The organism is Pseudomonas sp. RA_15y_Pfl2_54 (genome assembly GCF_963971015.1).
Classification (GTDB): Bacteria; Pseudomonadota; Gammaproteobacteria; order Pseudomonadales; family Pseudomonadaceae; genus Aquipseudomonas; species Aquipseudomonas baetica_A.
Genome location: NZ_CAXAPN010000040.1, coordinates 36,136 through 62,812, shown reverse-complemented (window position 1 = coordinate 62,812; position 26,677 = coordinate 36,136). Strand labels below are relative to the sequence as shown.

Below are 26,677 nucleotides of genomic sequence, written 5' to 3'. Positions count from 1 at the left end.
AAGCAGCATCTTAAGTAATGCGGCTCTGCGTTCAGGTGAATAGTACGGCACGACCAGTCTCTTTCCGCCCCCGATATGCTTTTTTTGGAAAAACCGGAGAGGCGACAACTATCCTGACACCGGGGGGAAGACATCAACGGCAAAACTTTCTTGCGTGCGGGGGGAGGCAATGCAAGTGGTGCCGAACCTGATGATGGAAAAGAGTCCGCCCGTGGCTGGATTGGAGTTGGCGGCACCGGGAAACCCGTGATTGGGGCAGGTCTACCAAAGCGTATTTTCGTACGTTGGCAATCAATACCAGAACAAAAAACCTACCGGGCTTGGGTCGATATCCCAGAAGAGGCGAGACAAGTGATGGAGACATCCACTCACCAACGTTGCCCCGAAACATCGGAAAAAACTGCGCGGTTTATGGCATCGGTCTATTTGGGACTTTCACCAGGTGGAGTCGTACAGGTTTGGGTGAGGGATTTATGTCGACGCCCAGTTAAAGTTGCCCGCGCCCAAGCAGAATTGGAGCCGTTAGGGCCGGAGCAGGGTAAGAACGGCGGTCAATACGCTTATCCAGTGAGTGAAAAGGCCAAGCGTTACATCGACAAGTACGGGATTCCGTACGGTAGTTGGTAGTCGTCGCCCGTCGCCTGTGAAACGCCTCCTAACCTTGCTTTGTGCTCTGTCGGTCGGCGTTTTTCTAGGTGGTTGTCAGTCAAGCGATCCGCTACCAGCCAAAAATGCCCCCCAATCCCCATCCTGTGTACTTGCTCACTTCTCAAGCTGTTTTCGAATCGTTTTCAGCTCCTGCCGCCTCGCCGCATTGACCGCCGGATAACTTAACTTCAGACCTTCCAATGCATTGAGCACGATCTTCGACACGATCAGTCGCGCGTTGTGCTTGTTGTCGGCCGGCACGATGAACCAGGGCGAGTCCGCCGTGCTGGTCGCGCCCAGGGCATGTCCATAGGCTTGCATGTAGTCGTCCCAGTACTCGCGCTCGGCGATGTCGGCCTTGCTGAACTTCCAATTCTTGTCGGGCTCATCGATGCGCGCCAGCAGGCGCTTGCGTGCTTTCATTCAGATAGCAACTGGTCGACGTGTCGCCAGGAGCCATGGTGAAAAATAAAAACGCCCGAAGAGATTCGGGCGTTTTCATGAGAGAGACGTTAGAAGAAATCTCAACGAAACGCCGGCACCACATGCTTGATAAACAACTCCAGCGACTTCTTTTTCTCCTCATGCGGCAGACTGTTATCACACCAGAAACTGAACTCATCCACCCCCAGTTCCTGGTAGTACTTGATCCGCGGAATGATCGCTTCCGGCGTACCAATCATCGCCGTTTTGTGCAGGCTTTCCAGCTCAAACTCCGGACGCCCGGCAAACTTCTCTTCCGGGCTCGGGGCGAGGAAGCCATTGACCGGTGTCTCCTTGTTGCCAAACCACGCATCGAACGTGCGATAGAACCGTGAGATCGCTTTCGCGCCGACTTTCCAGCCGTCCGGGTTATCAGCCGAGTGCACGTGGGTGTGGCGCAGCACCATCAATTGCGGGCGCGGCACGTCGGGGTTGTTGTCCAGCGCAGTCTGGAACTTGTTCTTCAGGTCGAGGACTTCTTCGTCGCCCTTCATCAGCGGCGTGACCATGACGTTGCAGCCGTTGGCCACGGCGAAGTTGTGCGAGTCCGGGTCGCGGGCGGCGATCCACATCGGCGGGTTCGGCTTCTGGATCGGTTTGGGCACGCTGGTGGAGGTGGGGAATTTCCAGATGTCGCCGTTGTGCGCGTAGTCGCCTTGCCACAGGGCGCGGACCACCGGGACCATTTCGCGCAGGGCCTGGCCGCCACTTGATGCGGGCATGCCGCCGGCCATGCGATCGAATTCGACTTGATAGGCGCCGCGTGCCAGACCGACTTCCATGCGGCCGTTGCTGATGACATCGAGCAACGCGCATTCACCGGCGACCCGCAGTGGGTGCCAGAACGGCGCGATGATGGTGCCGGCGCCGAGGTGGATGGTGGTGGTTTTCGCCGCGAGGTAGGCCAGCAGCGGCATCGGGCTTGGCGAGATGGTGTATTCCATCGCGTGGTGTTCGCCGATCCACACGGTGCTGAAACCACCGGCCTCGGCCATCAGGGTCAGTTCGGTGAGGTCTTCGAACAGTTGGCGGTGGCTGACGCTTTCGTCCCAGCGTTCCATGTGGATGAACAGGGAAAATTTCATGACGCTTCCTCGGATCTTTTGTTGTTGAGGCTACGTGTGGGAGCGGGCTTGCTCGCGAATGCGGTGGATCAATCGAAATCTCTGGTGGCTGACACATCGCTTTCGGGAGCAAGCCCCCTCCCACAGTGGGTCTGTGTGGGGCTGAAACTTTGCTCAGGCCAGGACGGGCAGGGCGCCCATCTTGCCGTGGCAATACACCAGCGGCCCGGTGTGCTGCTCGGGGACGATCAGATTCTTCACCGCGCCGACCATGATGGCGTGGTCGCCGCCTTCGTATTCGCGCCACAGCTCACACTCGATGATAGCCGTCGCGTTGGCCAGGATCGGGTTGCCCAGTTCGCTCAACGTCCACTCGATGCCTTGCGCTTTGTCCTTGCCTTTACGGGCGAACGCGTAGGCTTCGCTTTGTTGGCCGCCGGACAGAACGTGAATCGCAAAGCGTTTGTTCTTGATCAGCACGGGATAGGAATCAGAACTGTAATTGGGGCAGAACAGCACCAGCGCCGGGTCCATCGACAATGAACTGAAGGCGCTGGCGGTCAGACCGACAATCTGACCGTCATCGTCCAGGGTGGTGATAACGGTTACGCCGGACGGGAACGAGCCCATGACTTGTTTGTAGATGGCGGCATCGATCATTGGACAGTCCTCGGGTGGTGTGACGCTGTTTTTATGTGTTTATTGGTCTGATGGTATACCACAATTTTATCTTTGCAAGGGCTTTTAAGCTGAACCGATGAACGTGCCGCGTTCGTCGTAAACTCAACGTTTACGGGCTTTTAAGCTATTTGCCAGGCCGCTGTTTCAGCGAGGATGGCGGATCAGATAGCACCGTGAACTGCGGGCCAGTCTTGTGAGGTTATTGGAATACCATAATATGGCTTGCATCTGAGGGGCGACCAAAGAGTCCTCCCGGTTTGGCTTCATACAACGATAAGAACAGACAAACTCGAGTTCATGCATATGTCCCGGCAAGATCCGTTGATCGAGAATCACACGGTCGACTACGTACCACTCGCGGAACGCCACGGGAAGGCCCGCGACCTTTTCACCCTTTGGTTCAGCACCAACATTGCGCCACTGCCCATCGTCACCGGCGCCATGGTGGTTCAGGTGTTCCATCTCGACTTGTTCTGGGGGCTGCTGGCGATTGTGCTGGGGCACATGATCGGTGGCGTGGTGATCGCCCTGGCGTCGGCACAAGGCCCGCCCATGGGCATTCCGCACGTGATCCTGGCGGGATGCTGCATGGTCGCACTCGGCGCTTCGGCGGATCTCATTTCCGAGTTCATCGGTTTGATTCTGGCGCTGTTGCTGTTGCTGGTGCCGTGGGCGTCGATCAACCTGATCGACTTTTACCTGATCAAACGCGGCTGCTACGACATCACCTCGATTTTCCGTGCTGACGGTGGCATTTACGGACGCTTCAATCTGCACGCGATCATTGCCTATTTCATCGGCATCGTCGTGCAGTTGCCGTTCGCCAATACTTCACTGTACGTCGGGCCTTACGCCAATCTGGTCGACGGTGCGGATCTGTCGTGGCTGGTTGGCCTGGTGGTGACGATTCCTCTTTATTACTGCCGGGCATTGTTGTTTCCGCATCCCGGTGGTCATTCAAATTGGCCATATCGATCCCCTTTTGGCCCATCCCCCACTGTGCTCAGGCGCCGCTGTCAGCAAGAATCAATGCCACAACGAGACGCTGAAACTTTATTACCCTTGGCTACCTTTAAAGCCGCTGCCGTGTACAGAACATAAAAACCATCGACTCACGCCGCATTTTGGGGAAACAACCATGGTCACGATGAAACGCATTCTGGGCGCCACCGTGTGTGGGCTGACGCTGCTGGCCAGCGCCGTTCAGGCCGAGCAGCGCGAGCTGCGCGTCTATAACTGGGCGGACTACATCCTGCCGTCGGTGCCCAAGGATTTCGCCGCGAAAAGCGGCATCAAAGTGATCTGGGACACCTTCGACACCAACGAATCCCTGGAAGCCAAACTGCTGACCGGCAACTCCGGTTACGACCTGGTGGTGCCGTCGAACCAGTTCCTTGAAACGCAGATCAAGGCTGGGGTGTTTCAGAAACTGGATAAATCGAAACTGCCGAACTGGAGCCACCAGGATCCGGATCTGTTGAAACTGCTGGGCAAGAACGATCCGGGCAACCAGTACGGCGTGCCTTACATGGTCGGTACCGTGCTGATCGGCTTCAACCCGGCCAAGGTCAAGGCTGCATTGGGCGACAATGCGCCGGTGGACAGTTGGGATCTGGTGTTCAAGCCGCAGAACATGGAAAAGCTCAAATCCTGCGGTGTAGCGATGCTTGATTCGCCGACAGAAATCCTGCCGCTGGCCCTGCATTACCTGGGCCTCGATCCGAACAGCCAGAACCCGGCCGACTATGAAAAAGCCAAGGAGCTGATGCTCAAGGTTCGCCCCTACGTAACCTATTTCAACTCGGCCAAGTACATGACCGACATCGCCAACGGCGACATCTGCGTGGCCATCGGTTACTCCGGCAGCTTCTACCAGTTCGGCAATCGCGCCAAGGAGGCGAAAAACGGCGTAGTGGTTGACTGGCGCTTGCCAAAGGAAGGCGCGCCGATCTGGTTCGACACCTTCGCCATTCCCAAGAGCGCGAAGAACGTCGCCGAGGCCCACGAATTCCTCAACACTTTGCTGGATCCGAAGGTGATTGCACCGATCAGCGATTTCCTCGGTTACCCGAACGCGAACAAGGATTCGATGGCGCTGATCAACAAGGACATCACCGGCAACCCGAACCTGACACCGACCAGCGAAGCGCTGAAAACGCTCTACGTGGTTCAGCCATTGCCGCAAAAGCTTGAGCGCGTCCGCACCCGCGTCTGGACCAGTATCAAGTCCGATAAATAGCAGCACATAACCTTGTGGGAGCAGCTTGCTCCCACATGGATTTACGGAGATTGTTTTTCCGGCGTTTTTTCTCTGGTCATCATCAGGCTCAACAACACTGAGCCCAGAATCACCACACCCACCACCGCCAGCGACCACTCCACCGGCATGTGGAGCCACGGCATCAACGTCATCTTGGCGCCAATGAACACCAGCACAATCGCCAGCCCGTACTTGAGCAGATGAAAGCGCTCAGCCATGTCTGCCAGCAGGAAATACAGCGCCCGCAGGCCCATGATCGCGAAGATGTTCGAGGTGAACACGATGAACGGGTCGGTGGTGACGGCGAAGATCGCCGGGATGCTGTCGACCGCAAACATCAGGTCGCTCGCTTCGATCAACACCAGTACCAGAAACATCGGTGTGGCCCAGCGCACGCTGTTTTGCAGCACGAAAAAGCGCTCGCCATGAAAGTCCTTGGTGATCCGCATGTGCCCGCGGACCCAGCGCAGCAAAGGGTTTTTTTCCAGATCCGGTTGTTGCTCGGCGAACACCAGCATCTTGACCCCGGTGATGATCAAAAACACGCCGAAGGCATACAGCAGCCACTCGAACTGCGACACCAGCCACACGCCGGCAAAAATCATCACCGCACGCATCACGATCGCCCCGAGCACGCCGTACAGCAGCACCCGGCGCTGCAACTCCGGCGGCACGGCGAAGTAGCTGAAGATCATCACGAAGATGAACATGTTGTCGATCGACAACGATTGCTCGATCAGGTAACCGGTGAGGAATTCGAGGGTTTTCTGCCGGGCGATTTCGCCGCCGAACGTGCCGTTCAGGTACCACCAGAGCAACCCCGCGAAACTCAATGCCAACAAGCACCAGGCAATGACCCAGGACAAGGCTTCGCGCACCGAGACGCGATGCGCCTTGCGCCCCCCGAACACAAACAAATCCAGTGCCAGCATGGCGAGTACGAAGACGATGAAGGCGCCCCACATCCAGGGTTCGCCGATATTGATGTTCGTGGCAGGCATGTCGCGCTCCCTGTCTTTGTTGTACGAGCTTTGTTTGAGTGAGGGTCAGACGAGGCCATGCTAGCGACGAGTTTGCGCCAAAGAAAAATCGTTTATTTCTGGGGGAGAGTTCGTAAAAAACGAAGTGTCGGGTCGCAGCGGCGATCTTCTGGAGTCGCTGGCGGTTCGCTGATTAACGAAAAAACTCCCCTGGCGTTTCGCCGAACTGTTGGCGAAACGCCGCGATAAACGCCGAGGTCGAATCGTAGCCACAGGCCAGCGCGACGTCGGTAACGCGTTCACCTTTCTCCAATGGCGTCAGGGCGCCGAGCAGGCGTAAGCGCTGGCGCCAGGCACGAAAGGTCAGGCCGGTATCGCGCAGGAACAGGCGTGTCAGGGTCTTTTCGGTGACGCCGAATTTCTCGCTCCAGTGGCTTAGTGTGGTTTGCTGTTCCGGATGCTGCTCCAGGCTCTGGTAGATCTGCCGCAAACGTGCGTCCTGAGGCAGCGGCAGCATCAGATCAATCTGGGGTGCCTCGGCCAATTGATCGAGGATCACTTGCGCCAAGCGTCCATGGGCGCCGTTCTGGTCGTATTCCACAGGCACCCGGCTGAACGCGCGGATCAGCTCCCTGAGCAAATCGCTGACGCCCAGCACATGGCAATGCCCAACCGCCCAACCGGCGACACTGTAATCGATGTACAGGCTGCGCATCTCGGTGTGCGGTGAGCTGAATACCCGGTGCGGCACGCCGGCCGGAATCCACACGGCGCGCTCCGGCGGCGCAACGAAACGTCCGGCGCTGGTCTGTACTTCGAGCACGCCCTGAATGGCGTAAGACAGTTGCACCCAAGGGTGGCTGTGGCGACGGGTCAGCGCACGATTGGGCAGCGATTCGGTGCGCCCGTACAGTGGGCGCGGCAGGCTGGGCAGCCCGGGAATGCTGCGTCGGATGCTCTTTGTGTGTCCTTTAGGCGGCATCTGCGGGCTCTTCGGCGTTAGTCGGTAATGGCCTGTCACGTTAGAGTCGTCGGCACGCACTGGCAACCCCCGGATGAACACACCATGACGCGCCCACGATTTTTGCCCGACAACTTCACCCTGACGCTGATTGGCGTTGTGTTGCTGGCCAGTTTTCTGCCCGCCAGCGGCCAGGTCGCGGTCGGTTTTGGCTGGCTGACCAACATTGCCATCGCGCTACTGTTTTTCCTCCACGGCGCCAAACTTTCCCGCGAGTCGATCATTGCCGGTGCGGGTCACTGGCGCCTGCATTTGCTGGTGTTCGGCCTGACGTTTGTTCTTTTCCCGCTATTGGGTCTGGCGCTGAAACCGCTGCTGTCGCCGTTGATCGGTGATCAGCTGTACATGGGCATGCTTTACCTGTGCGCCTTGCCAGCCACGGTGCAGTCGGCCATTGCCTTCACTTCGCTGGCGCGGGGCAATATTCCAGCGGCGATTTGCAGCGCAGCGGCGTCCAGCCTGTTCGGGATTTTCCTCACGCCGTTACTGGTGACGTTGTTGCTTGACGTGCAGGGCGACGGCGGTTCGACCCTCGATGCGATCCTGAAAATCAGTGTGCAACTGCTGCTGCCCTTCATTGCCGGGCAGGTCGCACGGCGCTGGATTGGCGCGTGGGTGGGGCGCAACAAAAACTGGCTGAAATTTGTCGATCAAGGCTCGATTCTGCTGGTGGTTTATGGCGCGTTCAGTGAAGCCGTCAACGAAGGTATCTGGCATCAGATCCCAATCGCCGATCTGCTGGGGCTGGTGGTGGTGTGCTGCATCTTGCTGGCGCTGGTACTGGTGGCGTCGACGCTGCTGGGCAAGGCGTTTGGCTTCAGCCAGGAAGACCGCATCACCATTTTGTTCTGCGGCTCGAAAAAGAGCCTGGCCACCGGCGTGCCGATGGCGCAGGTGTTGTTTGCCGGGAGCACCATCGGCGTGCTGATCCTGCCGCTGATGCTGTTCCATCAGATTCAACTGATGGTCTGCGCGGTGTTGGCGCAGCGCTATGCGAAACGGCCGGAGTCGGTGCCGGAATTGATGGCGCAGGTGGATCCGTGATCAAAACCGAACGCCCTGATTTTCTGGGCGCCGCACTCCGTGAGGATGATGTTTGAAGATAGAGCGTTCGCTTCCTTGCAGGCAGCCGCAAGAACCAATCAGTCTAAAAACACTCATCCGTGCTCGCGTCGCTTTGCTAGGCTCAAAGATGTAGGCGAAGACGCAGACTGATGCGCAAGCGGATAGCAAGGGGACGTGGGGCGCGTTCCGAAGGGTACACGGTTAGAAAGATCTCCGCGCTGAGATCCAGCCCTTACGCCGTGTGAAGCAGCCGAGACCGTACCTTTTCAATTTGGTCCGGTACTGTGAGAAGCCTGATAAACCTTGTAAGCCAGAGACCAGCACTGGCCGCCTACTCGAATACCAAAGCCCGCATCGTGCGGGCTTTGTCGTGCTTGCCGGACTAGATTTTCGTCAGTGCTTGGGCCAGATCGGCGCGCAAGTCCTCGATGTCTTCGACACCGACGGACAAACGCACCAGCCCATCACCAATGCCCAGTTTTGCGCGGGTTTCAGGTGGAATGGTGGCGTGGGTCATGATCGCCGGATGCTCGATGAGGCTTTCGACGCCGCCGAGGCTTTCGGCCAGGGCGAAGATCTTCACGGTTTCCAGAAAACGCCGCGCACCGGCCAGATCGCTGTTCAAGTCCACGGCGATCATCCCGCCGAAGCCGCGCATCTGTCGCTTGGCCAGTTCGTGCTGCGGGTGGGATGGCAGGCCCGGGTAATAAACGCGCTTGACCTGCGGCTGATGTTCCAGCCACTGCGCCAGATCCAGCGCATTGCTGCAATGACGCTCCATGCGCAACGCCAGGGTTTTCACCCCGCGCAACGTGAGAAACGCATCGAACGGCCCGGCGATCGCGCCGACCGCATTCTGCAAAAAGCCCAAACGCTCGGCCAGTTCGGCGTTCTGCCCGACGACCGCGATGCCGCCGATCACATCGGAGTGACCGTTCAGGTACTTGGTGGTCGAGTGCAGCACAATGTCGAAACCCAGCTCCAGCGGCCGCTGGATATACGGGCTGGCGAAGGTGTTGTCGGCAACCGTGATGATCCCGCGGGCCCGGCAGAGGCGGGCAATGGCGGCCAGATCCGACAGGCTCAGCAATGGGTTGGTCGGTGTTTCGACCATGACCATACGCGTGTCCTCCTGCAGCGCCGCTTCGAACGCTGAGAGGTCGGTCAGATCGACGTAGCTGAAACGATGCCCGGCGCTGCGTTGACGCACCTTGTCGAACAGCCGGAAGGTGCCGCCGTACAGGTCGTTGCCGGAAATGACGTGTGAACCCGCGTCGAGCAATTCCAGTACCGTGGAGATCGTCGCCAGCCCGGAAGCGAACGCAAATGCACGGGTGCCACCCTCCAGATCCGCCACGCAGCGTTCCAGCGCAAAGCGCGTCGGGTTGTGCGAGCGGCCGTAGTCAAAACCCTTGTGCACGCCGGGGCTGTCTTGCAGGTAAGTGGAGTTGGCATAGATCGGCGGCATCAGCGCGCCGGTGGTCGGGTCCGGTTCCTGCCCGGCATGGATCACCCGGGTCGCGAAACCTTGGGCATTCTTGTCGTGCTGACTCATGCGAGGGATCTCCGTAATTGGTTAAGCATGTCGGTGCGGGTGATCAGGCCATGAAAGCCTGAAGCATCGGCGATGATTGCCACGAGGCCGCGGCTGAGCACTGATTCCAGCTCAGCGAGGGGCGCACCGGGGGCGAGGGTTTGCAGTTTGTCGGTCATCACGCTGGAGACCGATTGGCTGAAGCGAGCGGCATCTTCGTGAACGGCCAGCAGGATGTCCGATTCGTCGATCACGCCGACCAGTTCCTTGCCTTCAACCAGTACCGGCAACTGCGAGACATCCGCCAGGCGCATGCGCTGGAACGCGGTCAGCAACGTGTCGCCGGGGCCGACGCTGATCACCCGGCCGTCCTCGAAACGCCGTGCGATCAGATCGCGCAAGTCGCCGTAGCCCTTGCGCTGCAACAGGCCCTGATCGGTCATCCACTGATCGTTGTAGACTTTGGACAAATAGCGCGTGCCGGTATCGCAGACGAAACTCACCACGCGTTTCGGTTCGGTCTGTTCGCGGCAATAACGCAAGGCCGCTGCGAGCAGGGTACCCGTCGACGAGCCGCCGAGTATGCCCTCGGCGCGCAGCAATTGGCGGGCGTGATCGAAGCTTTCTTCATCGCTGATCGAGTAGGCGTGGCGGACGCTGGAGAGGTCGGTGATCGACGGAATGAAGTCTTCGCCAATGCCTTCAACCGCCCAGGAACCGGGTTTGGGCAGCGTGCCGTCGCGGCTGTATTGAGCCATCACCGAGCCCACCGGATCGGCCAGAACCATCTCCAGATCCGGTTGCACGCGTTTGAAGAAACGGGTCAGTCCGGTCAGCGTGCCGGCCGAACCGACGCCGACCACAATCGCATCCAGATCATGCTCGGTCTGCGCCCAGATCTCCGGCGCGGTGCTGCACTCATGGGCCAGCGGGTTGGCCGGGTTGTTGAACTGATCGGCGAAAAACGCGCCGGGAATGTCTTTCGCCAACCGCGCCGCGACGTCCTGGTAATACTCGGGATGACCCTTGCCGACATCCGAGCGGGTGATGTGCACCTCGGCACCCATGGCTTTCAAGTGCAGGACTTTCTCGGTGGACATTTTGTCTGGCACCACCAGCACCACGCGATAACCCTTGGCGCGGCCGACCAGTGCGAGGCCCAGCCCGGTATTGCCGGCCGTGGCTTCGACAATCGTGCCGCCGGGTTGCAGGCGACCATCACGTTCGGCGGTGTCGATCATCGCCAGGCCGATGCGGTCCTTGATTGAGCCGCCGGGGTTTTGTGATTCAAGTTTGAGAAACAGCGTGCATGGCCCGGTATTGAAGCGGGTGACTTGTACCAGCGGTGTATTTCCTATCAGCCCAAGGACGGCGGGGCGGGATTCCTTTGACATTCTTCACCTCTTGTTGGTGATGGATCGCGTTCCGTTCGCGAGGAAAAGCCTCGTTTGCAACATAGGCCCGGACAGACTTGCCCGCAACCTTTGAACAGTCTCATCGGGAAAGTGCTGACCGGGCTCAGGCCATAACGAAAAATGCTCCGCATCTTTCGATACGGAGCATTTTTTTGAGCACTTAGCCGATTGCCAGGTTTTCACGCCATCTGAATTGGCGTTTTTTATCGGCTAACCGAAGATCACTCTTCGATGTTGCCCATGGCGGTGGTGTTGAAACCGCCGTCCACGTACATGATTTCACCGCTGATGCCCGACGCCAGATCGGAGCACAGGAAGGCGCCGGCGTTGCCGACTTCGTCGATGGTGACGTTGCGACGCAGTGGGGTTTGCGCTTCGTTGGCGGCCAGCATCTTGCGGAAGTTCTTGATGCCGGAAGCGGCCAGGGTGCGGATCGGACCAGCCGATACGCAGTTGACGCGGGTGCCGTCCGGGCCCAGGGAACCGGCCAGATAACGCACGCCCGCTTCCAGCGAAGCCTTGGCCATGCCCATCACGTTGTAGTTCGGCATGGTGCGCTCTGCGCCCAGGTACGACAGGGTCAGCAGGCTGCCGTTGCGGCCTTTCATCATTTCGCGGCCAGCTTTGGCCAGGGCCACGAAGCTGTAGGCGCTGATGTCGTGAGCGATGCGGAAACCGTCACGGGTGGTGGCTTCGGTGAAGTCGCCGTCCAGTTGATCGCCCGGGGCGAAACCAACGGAGTGGACGATGCAGTCCAGGCCGTCCCACTTCTTGCTCAATGCTTCGAAGACCTTGGCGATTTCTTCATCGCTGGCCACGTCGCACGGGAAGCACAGCTCAGGGCTCGAACCCCAGCCTTGGGCGAATTCTTCGACACGACCTTTGAGTTTGTCGTTCTGATAAGTGAAGGCAAGCTCAGCGCCCTCGCGATGCATGGCGGCAGCGATGCCGGATGCGATGGACAGCTTGCTGGCGACACCGACGATCAGTACGCGCTTACCGGCGAGAAAACCCATGTGTTGCTCCTCTTTCAGGTTATTGCGCAGTGGCTGGTGCCAAAAAAGCGGCTTCCAGCAACTGCTGTGTATACGGATGTTGAGGGGCGGCAAAGATACTTTGCGCGTCCCCCTGTTCGACCACTTGGCCATGCTTGACCACCATCAACTGGTGGCTCAGCGCTTTGACGACAGCCAGATCATGGCTGATGAACAAATACGTCAGGTTGTACTTGGCTTGCAGTGAACGCAAGAGCTCCACCACTTGCCGCTGCACCGTCCGGTCGAGCGCCGACGTCGGCTCGTCCAAAAGGATCAGCGCCGGTTTGAGCACCAAAGCCCGGGCAATGGCGATTCTCTGCCGTTGCCCACCGGAAAATTCGTGGGGGTAGCGGTGCCGGGTTTCCGGATCCAGACCTACCTCCTTCAATGCCGCAATAATCGCCGCTTCCTGCTCGGCGGCGGTGCCCATCTTGTGAATCCGCAGGCCTTCGCCAACGATGTCGCTCACGCACATTCGTGGGCTCAGGCTGCCAAACGGGTCCTGAAACACCACCTGCATCTCCCGACGCAACGGACGAATCTCGTTCTGCGTCAGGCAGTCTAGCTGCTTGCCTTCAAAGCGGATCGCGCCTTTGCTGCCGATCAGCCGCAAAATCGCCAGACCCAGCGTGGATTTACCTGATCCGCTTTCGCCAACAATCCCCAGCGTCTGCCCCTGAGGCAAGCTGAAATGGATACCATCGACTGCCTTGACGTAATCCACCGTGCGCTTGAGCAAGCCTTTCTTGATCGGAAACCAGACTTTCAGGTTCTCGACTTCAAGCAGCGGCGCCCCGATTTCATTGGTCGCCGGGCCTCCGCTGGGCTCTGCGCCGAGCAATTCCCGAGTGTACGGGTGCTGCGGCGAACGGAACAGCTCTTCGCACGATGCCTGTTCGACGATGCAACCGCGCTGCATGACACATACGCGATGCGCAATTCTTCGCACAAGGTTCAAATCGTGACTGATCAGTAGCAGCGACATGCCCAATCGCGCCTGAAGCTCCTTGAGCAAATCGAGGATTTTCAGCTGAACGGTCACGTCCAGGGCGGTGGTCGGTTCGTCCGCGATCAGCAGTTCCGGCTCATTGGCCAGGGCCATGGCGATCATCACCCGCTGGCGCTGGCCACCGGATAATTCGTGGGGCAGGGCCTTGAGGCGCTTGTGGGGCTCGGGGATGCCAACCATCTCCAGCAATTGCAGCGTGCGCTGGGTCGCGACTTTGCCGGTCAGGCCCTTGTGGATGCCCAGCACCTCGTTGATCTGCTTCTCAATCGAATGCAGTGGGTTGAGCGACGTCATCGGCTCCTGAAAGATCATCGCGATGCGGTTCCCGCGGATGTGACGCAGGGCCTTTTCGCTCAGGCTCAGCAGACTTTTCCCGGAGTAATTGATGCTGCCGGCCGGATGGCGGGCCATCGGGTAGGGCAGCAAGCGCAGAATCGAATGCGCTGTCACCGATTTGCCCGAGCCGGATTCGCCGACCAAGGCCAGGGTTTCGCCGCGCTTGATGTCGAAACTCACACCTTCGACGACCCGGTGTACGCGCTCACCGAAACCGAATTCGACGGCGAGGTCGCGCACTTCGATCAGATTGTCCTGACTCATTTCACTTCCTCGGGTCGAAGGCATCGCGAGCGGACTCGCCGATAAACACCAGCAAACTCAGCATCAGCGCCAACACGGCGAAGGCACTGATGCCCAGCCACGGCGCTTGCAGGTTGGATTTGCCCTGAGCGACCAGTTCACCCAGCGACGGACTGCCGGCCGGCAAGCCGAAACCCAGGAAGTCCAGCGCGGTGAGGGTGCCGATGGCGCCGGTGAGGATGAACGGCATGAAAGTCATGGTCGAGACCATGGCGTTGGGCAGGATGTGGCGGAACATGATCGCGCCGTTCTGCATGCCCAGTGCCCTGGCTGCGCGCACGTACTCGAGGTTGCGGCCACGGAGGAACTCGGCACGTACCACGTCGACCAGACTCATCCATGAAAACAGCAACATGATCCCCAGCAACCACCAGAAATTGGGCTGGACGAAGCTGGCGAGAATGATCAGTAAATACAGCACCGGTAAACCCGACCAGATTTCCAGAAAACGCTGGCCGGCCAAATCGACCCAGCCGCCGTAGAAGCCCTGCAGGGCCCCGGCAAGTACGCCGATGATCGAGCTGAGTACGGTCAACGTCAGGGCAAACAGCACCGAGATACGGAAGCCGTAAATCACCCGCGCCAGCACATCGCGGCCCTGATCGTCAGTGCCCAGCAGGTTGTCCGCCGACGGTGGGGCCGGGGCCGGGACTTTCAGGTCGTAGTTGATGCTTTGATAGCTGTACGGAATTGGCGCCCACAGCACCCAAGCCTTTTTGGCTTCGAGCAGTTTGCGGATGTACGGGCTCTTGTAGTTGGCTTCCAGCGGAAATTCGCCGCCGAAGGTGGTTTCCGGGTAGCGCTTGATTGCCGGGAAATACCAATTGTTGTCGTAATGCACCACCAGCGGTTTGTCGTTGGCGATCAGCTCGGCGCCCAGGCTCAACCCGAACAGGATCAGAAACAGCCACAGCGACCACCAGCCACGTTTGTTGGCCTTGAACAATTCGAAGCGGCGGCGGTTGAGAGGGGACAGGTTCATCTCAATGCTCCCGGCTTTCGAAGTCGATGCGCGGATCGACCAGGGTGTAGGTGAGGTCGCCGATCAGTTTCACCACCAGCCCCAGCAGGGTGAAGATGAACAGGGTGCCGAACACCACCGGGTAATCGCGGTTGATCGCCGCTTCAAAACTCATCAGGCCCAGGCCATCGAGGGAAAAAATCACTTCCACCAGCAACGAGCCGGTAAAGAAGATGCCGATGAACGCCGACGGGAAACCGGCAATCACCAGCAGCATGGCGTTACGGAACACATGGCCGTAAAGCACGCGATGGCGGGTCAGGCCCTTGGCCTTGGCGGTGACCACGTATTGCTTGTTGATCTCGTCCAGGAAGCTGTTTTTGGTCAGCAGGGTCATGGTCGCGAAGTTACCGATGACCAGCGCGGTCACCGGCAATGCCAGGTGCCAGAAATAATCGAGGATCTTGCCGCCCAGGCTCAGCTCATCAAAGTTGTTCGAGGTCAGCCCCCTGAGCGGAAACCAGTCCAGATAACTGCCGCCGGCAAACACCACGATCAACAGAATCGCAAAGAGGAACGCGGGGATCGCGTAGCCGACGATGATTGCCGAACTGGTCCAGACGTCGAAATGGCTGCCGTGTCGTGTGGCCTTGGCGATCCCCAGCGGGATTGACACCAGGTACATGATCAACGTGCTCCACAGCCCCAGGGAGATCGACACCGGCATCTTTTCCTTGATCAGGTCGATGACCTTGGCATCGCGGAAAAAACTGTCGCCGAAGTCCAGCGACGCGTAGTTCTTGACCATGATCCATAGCCGTTCCGGCGCCGATTTATCGAACCCGTACATGTGCTCGATTTCTTTGATCAGTGCCGGGTCCAGGCCTTGCGCGCCGCGATAGGAGGAGCCCGCCACCGACACTTCGGCGCCACCGCCGGCAATGCGGCTGGTGGCGCCTTCGAAGCCTTCGAGCTTGGCGATCATCTGCTCCACCGGCCCACCGGGCGCGGCCTGGATGATCACGAAGTTGATCAGCAAAATGCCGAACAGGGTGGGAATGATCAGCAGCAGTCGCCGAAAAATATACGCCAGCATCTGATTACTCCGTGCCCGCAGGGTCGGCTTGCAGTTGGGTTTCGATTTCTACGGCTGGCTTCGTTTCCGGCTTGACCCACCAGGTATTAATGCCGATGTCGTACTTGGGGGAAACTTTCGGGTGACCGATGTGGTTCCAGTACGCCACGCGCCAGGTCTTGATGTGCCAGTTGGGGATCACGTAGTAGCCCCACTGCAACACGCGATCCAGCGCACGGGCGTGTGCGACCAGGCTTTTGCGCGAATCGGCATTGATCAGGCTCTCGACCAGTTGATCGACGATCGGATCCTTCAAGCCCATGGTGTTGCGGCTGCTGGGCCGGTCGGCGGCGGCGCTCATCCAGAATTCGCGCTGTTCGTTACCTGGCGAATTGGACTGTGGGAAGCTGCCGACGATCATGTCGAAGTCGCGCGAACGCACACGGGTGATGTACTGCGAAACGTCGACGCGACGGATCACCAGATCAATGCCCAGGTCGGCGAGATTGCGCTTGAACGGCAGCAGCACCCGTTCGAATTCGGTCTGGGCCAGCAGAAACTCGATCACCACCGGTTTTCCGGTGGCATCGACCATTTTGTCGTCCACGACCTTCCAGCCCGCTTCTTGCAGCAGTTGATAGGCCTCGCGTTGCTGAGCGCGAATCATGCCGCTGGCGTCAGTCTTGGGGTTTTCGAAGGCTTCGCTGAACACCTGGGCCGGCAGCTTGCTACGCAATGGATCAAGAATGGCCCGTTCTTCGGCGTCGGGCAGGCCGGTGGCGGCCATTTCCGAGTTCTCGAAATAACTGCGTGTGCGCACGTAGGCGCTGTTGAACAATTGCTTGTTGGTCCATTCGAAATCGAGCAAAAGGCTCAATGCACGACGTACCCGTATATCCTGGAATACCGGACGACGCAGGTTGTAGACGAAGCCTTGCATGCCGGTCGGGTTGCCGTTGGGGATCTGCTCCTTGATCAATCGGCCTTCGATGACGGCGGGGACGTTGTAGGCGTTGGCCCAATTCTTCGCGGTCATTTCCAGCCAGTAATCGAACTGGCCAGCCTTCAGCGCTTGCAGTGCGACGGTGTTGTCGCGGTAGTAGTCGGTGGTCATCGAGTCGAAGTTGTAGAAACCACGATTGACTGGCAGGTCCTTGCCCCAGTAGTTCTTGTCCCGTTCATAACGCACGGAACGGCCAGCGTTCACTTCGGCCACTTTGTAGGGGCCGCTGCCCAGCGGGATTTCCAGATTGCCCTTGGTGAAGTCGCGACCGGCCCACCAGTGTTTTGGCAGCACCGGCAACTGGCCGAGGATCAACGGCAATTCACGGTTGTTGGTGTCCTTGAACTTGAACAGGACTTTGAGCGGGTTCTCGGCAATGACTTCGGCAACGTCTTTGTAGTAGCCGCGAAACAGCGGTGAACCTTCCTTGGTCAAGGTCTGGAAACTGAACACCACGTCGTCGGCGCGCACCGGGTGGCCATCACTGAAGTGTGCTTCGGGGCGCAGGTAGAAACGCACCCAACTGTTGTCCGGAGCCTTTTCGATCTTGCCGGCGATCAGCCCGTACTCGGTGAACGGCTCATCGAGGCTGTGCTTGGTCAGGGTGTCGTAGATCTGGCCGATGTCATCGGCCGGCACACCTTTGCTGATGAACGGGTTGAGGCTGTCGAAGCTGCCGAATCCGGCCTGACGGAAGATTCCGCCCTTGGGCGCGTCGGGGTTCACATAGTCGAAATGCTTGAAATTGGCCGGGTATTTGGGCGGCTCGTTGTACAGGGTCAGTGCGTGTTGCGGCGCAGCGCAGGCCAGCCCGGCAAACAACAAGCCGCTGGCCTGCACGATCAGGGCGCGGAAAGGTTTCATTGATCTTTCTCCGAAGATTTCAGCCACCACGCGCTCAGGCCCAGGGTGTAGGGCGGCGTGGTGACGAAGGCCAACCGGCTACGGTAGGCCAAACGGTGATAATTGAGGTACCAGTTGGGAATGCTGTAGTGCTGCCACAGCAGCACACGGTCGAGTGCCTTGCCGGCGGCGATTTGTTCATCGCGGGTGCGTGCGGCGAGCAATTGTTCAAGCAGGTGATCGACCACCGGGTTGGCGATGCCGGCGTAATTCTTGCTGCCCTTGACCCTGGCCTGACTGGAGTGGAAATACTGCCATTGCTCAAGGCCCGGGCTGAGGGTCTGGTTGAGCGTCATCAGGATCATGTCGAAATCGAACTGATCCAGACGTTGTTTGTACTGGGCGCGATCCACGGTACGCAGGCGGGCGTCGATGCCGATGCTGTTGAGGTTTTCGATGTACGGCTGGAGGATGCGTTCCAGATTCGGGTTAACCAGCAACAGCTCGAAGCTCAGTGGCTGCCCGGCGGCGTTCTGCAAACGCTGGCCATTGAGCTTCCAGCCAGCCTCGGCGAGCAGTGCCAGGGCTTTACGCATGGTTTCTCGAGGAATACCACGCCCGTCGGTCCGCGGCAGCGTGAACGGCTCGGTGAACAGTTTGGCCGGCAGTTGATCCTTGTAGGGCTTGAGCATCAGCCATTCATGCCCGATCGGCAGGCCGCTGGCGGTGAATTCGCTGTTGGGGTAGTAGCTGGCCGTGCGTTTATAAGCGTCGCTGAACAAGGCGCGGTTGGTCCATTCGAAGTCGAACATCAAGCCCAGGGCTTCGCGGGTTTTGACGTCGGCGAACGTCGTGCGCCGGGTGTTCATGAACAGGCCCTGGCTCTGGGTCGGGATCTGATGCGGGATCTGTGCCTTGATCACGTCGCCGCGGCGTACTGCGGGGAAGTTGTAGCCGTTGGCCCAGTTCTTCGCCTGATGCTCGATGTAGATGTCGAACTCACCGGCCTTGAAGGCCTCGAACGCCACGTCGCTGTCGCGGTAGAACTCGACCTCCATGCGATCGAAGTTGTATTTGCCGCGATTGACCGCCAGGTCCTTGCCCCAGTAATCCTTGACCCGCTCGAAAATCAACTGCCGACCCGGCGTCACCGAGGTGATTCGGTATGGCCCGCTGCCCAGAGGTGGTTCGAAGGTGGTGGCCTTGAAGTCGCGGTCTTTCCAGTAATGTTGCGCCAGCACCGGCAATTCACCGAGGCGCAAAATCAATAGCGGGTTGCCGGAGCGTTTGAGCACGAAACGAATGCGCTGCGAGTTGAGGATGTCGACCCGCAACACCTCCTGAAGGGCCGTGCGATACAGCGGATGGCCTTCTTTGAGCAACAAGCGGTAGGAGAACGCCACGTCGTAGGCAGTGATCGGCGTACCGTCGTGGAAACGCGCTTGCGGGCGTAGATTGAATACCACCCAGCTGCGATCTTCGCTGTACTCCACCGATTGTGCGATCAGTCCATAGCTGGACGCCGGCTCATCACCGGACGGCGAGTATTGGCCAGTACCGACCATCAACGGCTCATTCAGCTCGTTGATGCCGTATTGGAGAAAATTCGCGGTAGTGACCGGGCTGGTGCCTTTGAATGTGTATGGATTGACCGTATCGAAGGTGCCGAACGCCATCACCCGCAACGTACCGCCCTTGGGCGCTTGCGGGTTGACCCAGTCAAAGTGGGTAAATCTGGCCGGGTACTTGAGCGTGCCGAATTGCGCATAACCGTGACTTTCGGTAATCGTCGCGCTTGCGGGTGAGCTCAAGGCCAGGCTGATCAGGAGCAGGAGGAGGGGACGCTTCAAGTCAGATCCGATCCAGGCGGCTGGGGCTTTGTGGGCCGTACAGTAACAGCTTGTATGGACAGGAAAAAGATAGCGGCTTAATGCTGTGTTAATACAAAAAAAGATCGCAGCCTTCGTCAGCGCCTGTCGGGGTCAATGCAGGCGCTGACGAAGGCTGCGATCTTTTGATATCAAATCAATGCGGCTGATAAACCGTGAGCATCTGCCCAGGCTTCAAGGCCTTGCCAGTGCCCGGATTCCAGCGCTTGAGGTGCTGCATCTCAACGTTGAAACGCTTGGCCACTCTGTACAGCGAGTCGCCTTGCTTGACCTTGTACTGGGTCCGCTGCTTGCTGGCGTTTTTGCCTTTGGTCTTGCTGTTGGCGGCGACAACGGTGTTGACCCGGCCACTGCTGCGCGAAGGGCTGCGCCTGGTGGTGTCCCGCATGACCAGGGTCTGGCCGATCTTGAGGTTATGGCCGGTCAGTTTGTTCCAGCGTTGCAGGTCCTTCACCTGGACCTTGTTGGCCTTGGCAATGGAACCGAGGTTGTCTCCACGCTTCACGCGATAGGCGCGCTTGAGCTGGGCCACTTCGCCAGGGTCGGCACCGTCGAATACCGGCTTCAACGAACGAGGACTCATCAGCTCTTCAGGTCGCATGGTCTGCAGGCTGGCGGTCAGCAGTTGCGCCTTGGACGTAGGCACCAGCAGATGCTGAGGACCGTCGATGGTGGTGCGCTGCTTGAAGGCCGGGTTGAGCTGGAACAGTTCGTCTTCGTCGATGTTGGCAACGGCAGCGACCTTGGACAGGTCCATGCGGTGGTTGATTTCGACGACCTGGAAATAGGGTTCGTTGGCGATCGGGTTGAGGTTCACACCGTAGGCTTCCGGCGTCAGCACCACTTGCGACAGTGCGAGAAGCTTTGGCACGTACGCCTGGGTTTCCGCTGGCAATGGCAGGTTCCAGTAATCCGTTGGCAGGCCGAGTTTCTCGTTGCGCTCGATCGCGCGGCTGACCGTGCCTTCACCGGCGTTGTAGGCCGCGAGGGCCAACAACCAGTCACCGTTGAACATGTCGTGCAGGCGGGTCAGATAATCCAGCGCCGCCGTGGTCGAGGCGGTGATGTCTCGACGGCCATCGTAGAAGCGGGTTTGACGCAGGTTGAAGTAACGCCCGGTGGAGGGGATGAATTGCCAGAGGCCCACCGCATTGGACCGAGAGTAGGCCATCGGGTTGTAGGCGCTCTCGATCACTGGCAGCAAGGCCAGTTCCAGCGGCATGTTGCGTTCTTCGAGGCGTTCGACGATGTAGTGAATGTAGAGGCTGCCGCGTTCGCCGGCATTTTCGAGGAAAGAGGGATTGCTGGCGAACCACAGGCGCTGCTGCTCGATGCGCGGGTTCACGCCCAGGCCATCCTGCAACTGGAAGCCTTCGCGCATGCGCTCCCAGACATCCTGAGGCGCCTGTTGGCTGGCCTTTTCGGTCAGCCAGATCGGCTTCTGTTTGGCTCGCGCAGCGATGTTCGGCGTATGGGTCGCTTCAGTCTGCGGTGCATGGCTGGAGCAGCCCGCCAGCGTGGCGGACACAGCCACCGCGATGGCTTGCGCCAAGCGGGTCAATGCGTCTGAATTGACGGACTTACGTATTGATGACGACATTGGCTGGAAGTAAGTTCCGGGCAAAAATGTCGGGCGATTCTAGAAAGCACACCCCCTGAGGTCAACCTTTCAGAATTTTTGTACCAAGCGGTGAGGTACTTAGAACTTATCTTTCCAGGCCCGCAGAGCCGCAAAAACCTCACTCGGCGCCCGGTTTTGAGCGCCTTCCCGTTCGTCCACTTTTTGTGTAACCAATCTTTCTCCGGTGCGCAAAAAGGGATTCGTGAGTTTTTCAAGGGCCAGGGTCGAAGGCAGGGTCATGACGTTGTTCTGCCGTTGCTGAATGACTTTTTCCAGACGAGCGGCGATGTCCGGGTTGCTCGGCTCGACCGCTGCGGCGAACTTGAGATTGCTCAGTGTGTATTCATGCGTGCAATAGACCAGCGTATCTTCCGGTAAAGCGGCGAGGCGGCTCAGCGAGTGGTGCATCTGCTGCGGCGTGCCTTCGAACAACCGGCCGCAACCAGCGGCGAACAGGGTGTCGCCGCAGAACAGCAAACCGTGGTGGTAATAGGCAATGTGTCCCAGTGTGTGACCGGGCACCGCGTAGACATCGAAGTCCCAGCCGAGCACGTTGACGGTGTCGTTGTCATTGAGCGCCACATCCCGCGCTGGAATGTTTTCGCTGGCCGGGCCGTAAACGGTTGCGCCGCAGGCGTTCTTCAAGCGCTCGACGCCGCCGACGTGGTCGTGGTGATGGTGGGTGATCAGAATGTCGCTCAACACCCAGCCCGGATGGGTAGCAAGCCACGCCTGGACCGGCGCGGCATCGCCCGGATCGACCACGGCACAACGCTGGGTACGGTGATCCTGTAACAACCAGATGTAGTTGTCGGTGAAGGCGGGCAGGGCACTGATCTGTATCATCGTCGGAATTCGCCAAGCGGAAAACATTGGCGCATCTTAGTGGTTCCTGGCGCGTTGGAGAATGACATGACCGATAAAGCGTTCGCTCAGGCTGATCCGGACTGGCTGGCGTTGATCAGCGCCGCCCGTGAATGGCTGTCGAGCCCGATCGGGCAATTTCTGCTGGATGAAGAGCGGCGCATGCTCGAAGACGAGTTGGGTCGCTTTTTTGGGGGCTACCTGGTGCATTACGGCCCGTCCGCCGACAATCCGCCCTCGGCACCGCAGGTGCAGCGCAACGTCCGTCTTGGTGCGCCATTGCCCGGTGTCGAGATCGTCTGCGAAGAGCAAGCCTGGCCGCTGAGCGAGCATGCCGCCGACGTGGTGGTGATGCAGCATGGGCTGGATTTCTGTCTGTCGCCCCACGGCCTGTTGCGTGAAGCGGCGAGCAGCGTGCGCCCCGGCGGGCATCTGCTGATCATCGGCATCAATCCCTGGAGCTCTTGGGGTTTGCGTCACGTATTCGCCCATGACGCCTTGCGCCAGGCTCGCTGCATCTCGCCCTCACGGGTTGCCGACTGGCTCAATCTGCTCGGCTTTGCGCTGGAGAAACGCCGCTTCGGGTGCTATCGTCCGCCGCTCGCGTCGCCCAAGTGGCAGGCCCGTCTGGCGGGTTGGGAACGCAAGGCCGGTGACTGGCAGCTGTCGGGCGGCGGCTTCTACTTATTGGTGGCGCGCAAGATTGTGGTCGGTCTGCGACCGGTGCGCCAGCAACGTCGCGAACCGATGGGCAAGCTGATTCCGCTGCCGATGGCCAAGGTCAATCGTCGCCGTATCGAACCGTAAACCTTCTTTTTCTAAGTGGCCGGACTCGCTCCGGCCGCGGCCATCATCGATCCACGATGGGTGGGGCCACGCATTTTTTTCTGGATAGATTGGTATGAGCGAAAGCGTCGATAGCGTAGAACTTTTCACTGACGGCGCCTGCAAGGGCAACCCCGGACCGGGCGGCTGGGGCGCGTTGCTGGTATGCAAGGGCGTCGAAAAGGAACTGTGGGGCGGCGAAGCCAATACCACCAACAACCGCATGGAGCTGCTTGGTGCCATCCGTGGCCTCGAAGCATTGAAGCGTCCGTGCGAAGTGCTGCTGGTGACCGACTCGCAATACGTGATGAAGGGCATCAACGAGTGGATGGCCAACTGGAAAAAGCGCGGCTGGAAAACCGCTGCGAAAGAGCCGGTAAAGAACGCCGATCTGTGGAAAGAGCTGGATGAACAAGTCAATCGCCACAAGGTCACCTGGAAGTGGGTGCGTGGGCACATCGGCCATCACGGCAACGAACGGGCTGACCAGTTGGCCAACCGTGGTGTAGACGACGTGCGCGGCTACAAGCAGACCTGATTCCACCGAAACGGTGTACCTGAAACACCTTGGTGAGCGTGTTAACATCGCCGCTTTTGCACGATTGCCCCCGTTGAGAGCTGAACACTGATGGCCACCAGATCCGTTGTACTCGATACCGAAACCACCGGCATGCCGGTGACCGATGGTCACCGGATTATCGAAATCGGTTGTGTCGAACTGATCGGTCGGCGCCTGACGGGCCGGCACTTTCACGTTTACCTGCAACCGGATCGCGAGAGTGACGAAGGCGCCATCGGCGTCCACGGCATCACCAATGAATTTCTGGTGGGCAAACCGCGGTTTGCCGAAGTCGCTGATGAGTTCTTCGAGTTCATCAAAGGCGCACAACTGATCATCCATAACGCGGCGTTCGACGTTGGCTTCATCAACAACGAATTTGCCTTGATGGGTCAGCAGGATCGTGCCGACATCACGCAGCATTGTTCGATCCTCGATACCCTGATGATGGCCCGGGAGCGTCACCCGGGGCAGCGCAACAGCCTCGATGCGTTGTGCAAACGTTATGGCGTCGACAACTCCGGTCGTGAACTGCACGGCGCCTTGCTCGACTCGGAGATTCTCGCCGACGTTTACCTGACCATGACCGGTGGCCAGACCAGCCTGTCGCTGGCCGGCAATGCTTCCGACGGTAATGGTACGGGTGATGGCGCGGACAACTCCGCCACGGAAATCCGTCGGCTGCCGGCCGATCGTCAGCCGGCACGAATCATTCGTGCGACGGAAGATGAGCTGGCGGCACACCAGGTACGCCTGGAGATCATCGCCAAGTCGGCCGGTGGCCCGGCGCTTTGGACGCAAATCGCAGAAGCGGACGCACAGGGCTGAAAGATCATCGCCTCGTGGAAGTACTGACAAGTGGCCACCCTCGCCACTTTCGCTGCAACCCTCTACCCTGAGTGCATGGGTGGATTCAAATCCGCCGCCTCAGGACACTGAGCCTCATGTACAAAGATTTGAAGTTTCCGGTGTTGATCGTCCATCGCGACATCAAGGCCGATACGGTCGCCGGCGAGCGTATTCGCGGTATCGCCCGGGAATTGGAACAGGAAGGTTTCAATATCGTTTCGGCCACCGACTATGCCGAAGGGCGCCTGGTGGCATCGACTCATCATGGTCTGGCGTGCATGCTGATCGCCGCCGAAGACGCCAGCACCAATTCACATCTGTTGCAGAACATGGCCGAACTGATCGGCCTGGCCCGGGTGCGCGCGCCGGACCTGCCGATCTTTGCCCTGGGTGAACAGGTCACGCTGGAAAACGCCCCGGCCGATGCCATGGCCGAACTCAATCAATTGCGCGGCATCCTTTACCTGTTTGAAGACACGGTGCCGTTCCTGGCCCGACAAGTCGCACGGGCGGCGCGCAAGTATCTCGACGGTTTGCTACCGCCGTTTTTCAAGGCGCTGGTGCAGCACACCGCCGATTCCAATTATTCCTGGCACACCCCCGGTCATGGCGGCGGCGTGGCGTATCACAAGAGTCCGGTAGGGCAGGCGTTTCACCAGTTCTTTGGCGAAAATACCCTGCGTTCGGATTTGTCGGTTTCGGTGCCAGAGCTCGGTTCATTGCTTGATCACACGGGGCCGCTCGCTGAAGCGGAAGAGCGTGCAGCACGCAATTTCGGCGCTGATCACACCTTTTTCGTGATCAATGGCACCTCGACGGCCAACAAGATTGTCTGGCATTCGATGGTGGCGCGCGACGATCTGGTGCTGGTGGATCGCAACTGCCACAAGTCGGTGCTGCACGCGATCATCATGACCGGCGCGATCCCGTTGTACCTGTGTCCGGAGCGCAACGAACTGGGGATCATCGGTCCGATTCCGCTGAGCGAGTTCAGTCGCGAATCGATTCAGGCGAAGATCGACGCCAGCCCGCTGACCCAGGGTCGTGCGCCGAAAGTCAAACTGGCAGTGGTGACCAATTCGACCTACGACGGCCTCTGTTACAACGCCGAATTGATCAAGCAAAGCCTTGGCAACAGCGTCGAAGTACTGCATTTCGACGAGGCGTGGTACGCCTATGCAGCGTTTCACGAATTCTTCGCCGGACGTTACGGCATGGCCACTTCGCGTAGCGCCGACAGCCCATTGGTGTTCACCACCCACTCCACCCATAAGCTGCTCGCTGCGTTCAGTCAGGCTTCGATGATTCATGTGCAGGACGGCGGTGCGCGGCAACTGGATCGCGACCGCTTCAACGAAGCGTTCATGATGCACATCTCCACTTCGCCGCAGTACAGCATCATTGCCTCGCTCGACGTGGCGTCGGCCATGATGGAAGGCCCGGCCGGGCGCTCGCTGTTGCAGGAAACCTTCGACGAAGCGCTGAGTTTCCGTCGGGCGCTGGCCAATCTGCGTCAGCACATCGCTGCTGATGACTGGTGGTTCTCGATCTGGCAGCCGCCAGGTGTCGAGGGCATCGACCGTGTGCAAACCGAAGACTGGTTGCTGCAACCGGATGCTGACTGGCACGGTTTCGGTGAGGTCAGCGACGACTATGTACTGCTTGACCCGATCAAGGTCACGTTGGTGATGCCGGGGTTGAATGCCGGTGGCGCGTTGAGCGAGAGGGGGATTCCGGCCGCCGTGGTCAGCAAGTTCCTCTGGGAGCGCGGGCTGGTGGTGGAGAAGACCGGTCTGTACTCGTTTCTGGTGCTGTTCTCCATGGGCATCACCAAAGGCAAATGGAGCACGCTGATCACCGAGTTGCTGGAGTTCAAGCGCAGTTACGACGCTAATGTCGGTCTGGCAACGTGCCTGCCGTGCGTTGCACAGGAGGACACCGCACGCTATCGCGGTATGGGCCTGCGTGACTTGTGCGATCAATTGCATGCCTGCTATCGCAGCAATGCCACTGCCAAACACCTCAAGCGCATGTACACCGTAATGCCGCAAATCGCCATGAAGCCTGCCCATGCCTATGATCATCTGGTGCGCGGTGAAGTCGAGGCCGTACCGATCGACGAGCTGGAAGGGCGGATTGCTGCGGTGATGCTGGTACCGTATCCACCGGGAATCCCGTTGATCATGCCCGGCGAGCGTTTTAGCGAGTCGACTCGCTCGATCATCGATTACCTGAAATTTGCCCGCACGTTCGATAGCAGCTTTCCCGGTTTTGTCGCCGATGTGCATGGACTGCAACATGAAGACCAAGGCAATGGACGGCACTACACCGTCGATTGCGTCAAGGAATGAG

Annotated in this window: 21 protein-coding genes and 2 pseudogenes; 8 read left to right on the top strand and 15 right to left on the bottom strand. The window is 59.1% G+C overall.

Going from position 1 to position 26,677, the window contains the following annotated elements; genetic code table 11:
- Nucleotides 1-126 precede the first annotated feature (126 nt).
- Nucleotides 127-627 (top strand): annotated as a pseudogene (locus AACY50_RS24985) (DUF2931 family protein); the annotation flags it as partial.
- Nucleotides 628-762: 135 nt separating this feature from the next.
- On the opposite strand, the gene AACY50_RS24980 reads toward AACY50_RS24985, so the two are convergent.
- The 3 genes from AACY50_RS24980 to AACY50_RS24970 all read right to left on the bottom strand — a co-directional run bounded on the left by AACY50_RS24980 (nucleotide 763) and on the right by AACY50_RS24970 (nucleotide 2,855).
- A complete protein-coding gene (locus AACY50_RS24980; RefSeq protein WP_339466442.1) occupies nucleotides 763-1,071 on the bottom strand; it encodes a hypothetical protein in 309 nt (102 codons plus the stop codon).
- A 101-nt stretch (nucleotides 1,072-1,172) separates the two neighbouring features.
- A complete protein-coding gene (locus AACY50_RS24975; RefSeq protein ID WP_339466441.1) occupies nucleotides 1,173-2,216 on the bottom strand; it encodes an LLM class flavin-dependent oxidoreductase in 1,044 nt (347 codons plus the stop codon).
- Nucleotides 2,217-2,369: 153 nt separating this feature from the next.
- Nucleotides 2,370-2,855, bottom strand: coding sequence for a flavin reductase family protein (locus AACY50_RS24970; protein ID WP_003225754.1), 486 nt, complete (start codon nucleotides 2,853-2,855; stop codon nucleotides 2,370-2,372).
- A 324-nt stretch (nucleotides 2,856-3,179) separates the two neighbouring features.
- Between AACY50_RS24970 and AACY50_RS24965 the strand changes: the two are divergent.
- Both AACY50_RS24965 and AACY50_RS24960 read left to right on the top strand, forming a co-directional pair.
- A pseudogene (locus AACY50_RS24965) lies at nucleotides 3,180-3,806 on the top strand (cytosine permease); the annotation flags it as partial.
- A gap of 208 nt (nucleotides 3,807-4,014) precedes the next feature.
- The gene (locus AACY50_RS24960; protein ID WP_339539300.1) at nucleotides 4,015-5,115 is read left to right on the top strand and encodes a polyamine ABC transporter substrate-binding protein; all 1,101 of its coding nucleotides are present in this window, start codon (nucleotides 4,015-4,017) and stop codon (nucleotides 5,113-5,115) included.
- 41 nt (nucleotides 5,116-5,156) lie between these two features.
- On the opposite strand, the gene AACY50_RS24955 is transcribed toward AACY50_RS24960, so the two are convergent.
- The gene (locus AACY50_RS24955) at nucleotides 5,157-6,137 is read right to left on the bottom strand and encodes a TerC family protein (RefSeq protein ID WP_339433726.1); all 981 of its coding nucleotides are present in this window, start codon (nucleotides 6,135-6,137) and stop codon (nucleotides 5,157-5,159) included.
- A 172-nt stretch (nucleotides 6,138-6,309) separates the two neighbouring features.
- Entirely contained in the window at nucleotides 6,310-7,098 is a 789-nt protein-coding gene (locus AACY50_RS24950) for an AraC family transcriptional regulator (protein ID WP_339539299.1), read from the bottom strand.
- 84 nt (nucleotides 7,099-7,182) lie between these two features.
- Here AACY50_RS24950 and AACY50_RS24945 point away from each other — a divergent pair, with 84 nt between their 5' ends.
- On the top strand, nucleotides 7,183-8,181 hold the full coding sequence (locus AACY50_RS24945) for a bile acid:sodium symporter family protein (protein ID WP_339466437.1): 999 nt from the start codon (nucleotides 7,183-7,185) through the stop codon (nucleotides 8,179-8,181).
- Nucleotides 8,182-8,584: 403 nt separating this feature from the next.
- Here the strand turns inward: AACY50_RS24945 and AACY50_RS24940 are convergent, their stop codons facing one another.
- From AACY50_RS24940 to gloB, 10 genes are all read right to left on the bottom strand, one after another.
- The gene (locus tag AACY50_RS24940; RefSeq protein WP_339433729.1) at nucleotides 8,585-9,757 is read right to left on the bottom strand and encodes a cystathionine gamma-synthase; all 1,173 of its coding nucleotides are present in this window, start codon (nucleotides 9,755-9,757) and stop codon (nucleotides 8,585-8,587) included.
- Nucleotides 9,754-11,130: a cystathionine beta-synthase gene (locus AACY50_RS24935; RefSeq protein ID WP_339433730.1), complete on the bottom strand. Its 1,377-nt coding sequence runs from the start codon at nucleotides 11,128-11,130 to the stop codon at nucleotides 9,754-9,756. The genes AACY50_RS24940 and AACY50_RS24935 overlap by 4 nt, the downstream gene beginning before the upstream one ends.
- Before the next feature lie 242 nt (nucleotides 11,131-11,372).
- Nucleotides 11,373-12,167, bottom strand: coding sequence for an enoyl-ACP reductase FabI (gene fabI / locus AACY50_RS24930; protein ID WP_007910591.1), 795 nt, complete (start codon nucleotides 12,165-12,167; stop codon nucleotides 11,373-11,375).
- Between the two features lie 19 nt (nucleotides 12,168-12,186).
- Complete coding sequence (locus tag AACY50_RS24925) at nucleotides 12,187-13,797, bottom strand: ABC transporter ATP-binding protein (RefSeq protein WP_339433731.1); 1,611 nt, start codon at nucleotides 13,795-13,797, stop codon at nucleotides 12,187-12,189.
- A 1-nt stretch (nucleotide 13,798) separates the two neighbouring features.
- The gene (locus AACY50_RS24920; RefSeq protein WP_339495869.1) at nucleotides 13,799-14,818 is read right to left on the bottom strand and encodes an ABC transporter permease; all 1,020 of its coding nucleotides are present in this window, start codon (nucleotides 14,816-14,818) and stop codon (nucleotides 13,799-13,801) included.
- Nucleotide 14,819: 1 nt separating this feature from the next.
- A complete protein-coding gene (locus tag AACY50_RS24915) occupies nucleotides 14,820-15,893 on the bottom strand; it encodes a microcin C ABC transporter permease YejB (RefSeq protein ID WP_095190979.1) in 1,074 nt (357 codons plus the stop codon).
- A gap of 4 nt (nucleotides 15,894-15,897) precedes the next feature.
- A complete protein-coding gene (locus tag AACY50_RS24910) occupies nucleotides 15,898-17,739 on the bottom strand; it encodes an extracellular solute-binding protein (protein ID WP_339433733.1) in 1,842 nt (613 codons plus the stop codon).
- On the bottom strand, nucleotides 17,736-19,568 hold the full coding sequence (locus AACY50_RS24905) for an extracellular solute-binding protein (RefSeq protein ID WP_339539298.1): 1,833 nt from the start codon (nucleotides 19,566-19,568) through the stop codon (nucleotides 17,736-17,738). The genes AACY50_RS24910 and AACY50_RS24905 overlap by 4 nt, the downstream gene beginning before the upstream one ends.
- Nucleotides 19,569-19,743: 175 nt before the next feature.
- Nucleotides 19,744-21,207 carry a transglycosylase SLT domain-containing protein gene (locus AACY50_RS24900; protein WP_339466435.1) on the bottom strand — a complete coding sequence of 488 codons (1,464 nt, stop codon included), beginning with the start codon at nucleotides 21,205-21,207 and terminating at the stop codon, nucleotides 19,744-19,746.
- A gap of 99 nt (nucleotides 21,208-21,306) precedes the next feature.
- The gene (gene gloB / locus AACY50_RS24895; protein WP_339433736.1) at nucleotides 21,307-22,074 is read right to left on the bottom strand and encodes a hydroxyacylglutathione hydrolase; all 768 of its coding nucleotides are present in this window, start codon (nucleotides 22,072-22,074) and stop codon (nucleotides 21,307-21,309) included.
- Between the two features lie 66 nt (nucleotides 22,075-22,140).
- Here gloB and AACY50_RS24890 point away from each other — a divergent pair, with 66 nt between their 5' ends.
- The 4 genes from AACY50_RS24890 to AACY50_RS24875 all read left to right on the top strand — a co-directional run bounded on the left by AACY50_RS24890 (nucleotide 22,141) and on the right by AACY50_RS24875 (nucleotide 26,676).
- Entirely contained in the window at nucleotides 22,141-22,899 is a 759-nt protein-coding gene (locus AACY50_RS24890) for a class I SAM-dependent methyltransferase (RefSeq protein WP_339433737.1), read from the top strand.
- A 94-nt stretch (nucleotides 22,900-22,993) separates the two neighbouring features.
- Entirely contained in the window at nucleotides 22,994-23,455 is a 462-nt protein-coding gene (gene rnhA / locus AACY50_RS24885; protein WP_339433738.1) for a ribonuclease HI, read from the top strand.
- Nucleotides 23,456-23,545: 90 nt separating this feature from the next.
- Nucleotides 23,546-24,304 carry a DNA polymerase III subunit epsilon gene (dnaQ, locus tag AACY50_RS24880; RefSeq protein WP_339433739.1) on the top strand — a complete coding sequence of 253 codons (759 nt, stop codon included), beginning with the start codon at nucleotides 23,546-23,548 and terminating at the stop codon, nucleotides 24,302-24,304.
- 116 nt (nucleotides 24,305-24,420) lie between these two features.
- The gene (locus AACY50_RS24875) at nucleotides 24,421-26,676 is read left to right on the top strand and encodes an Orn/Lys/Arg decarboxylase N-terminal domain-containing protein (RefSeq protein ID WP_339466429.1); all 2,256 of its coding nucleotides are present in this window, start codon (nucleotides 24,421-24,423) and stop codon (nucleotides 26,674-26,676) included.
- Nucleotide 26,677 lies beyond the last annotated feature (1 nt).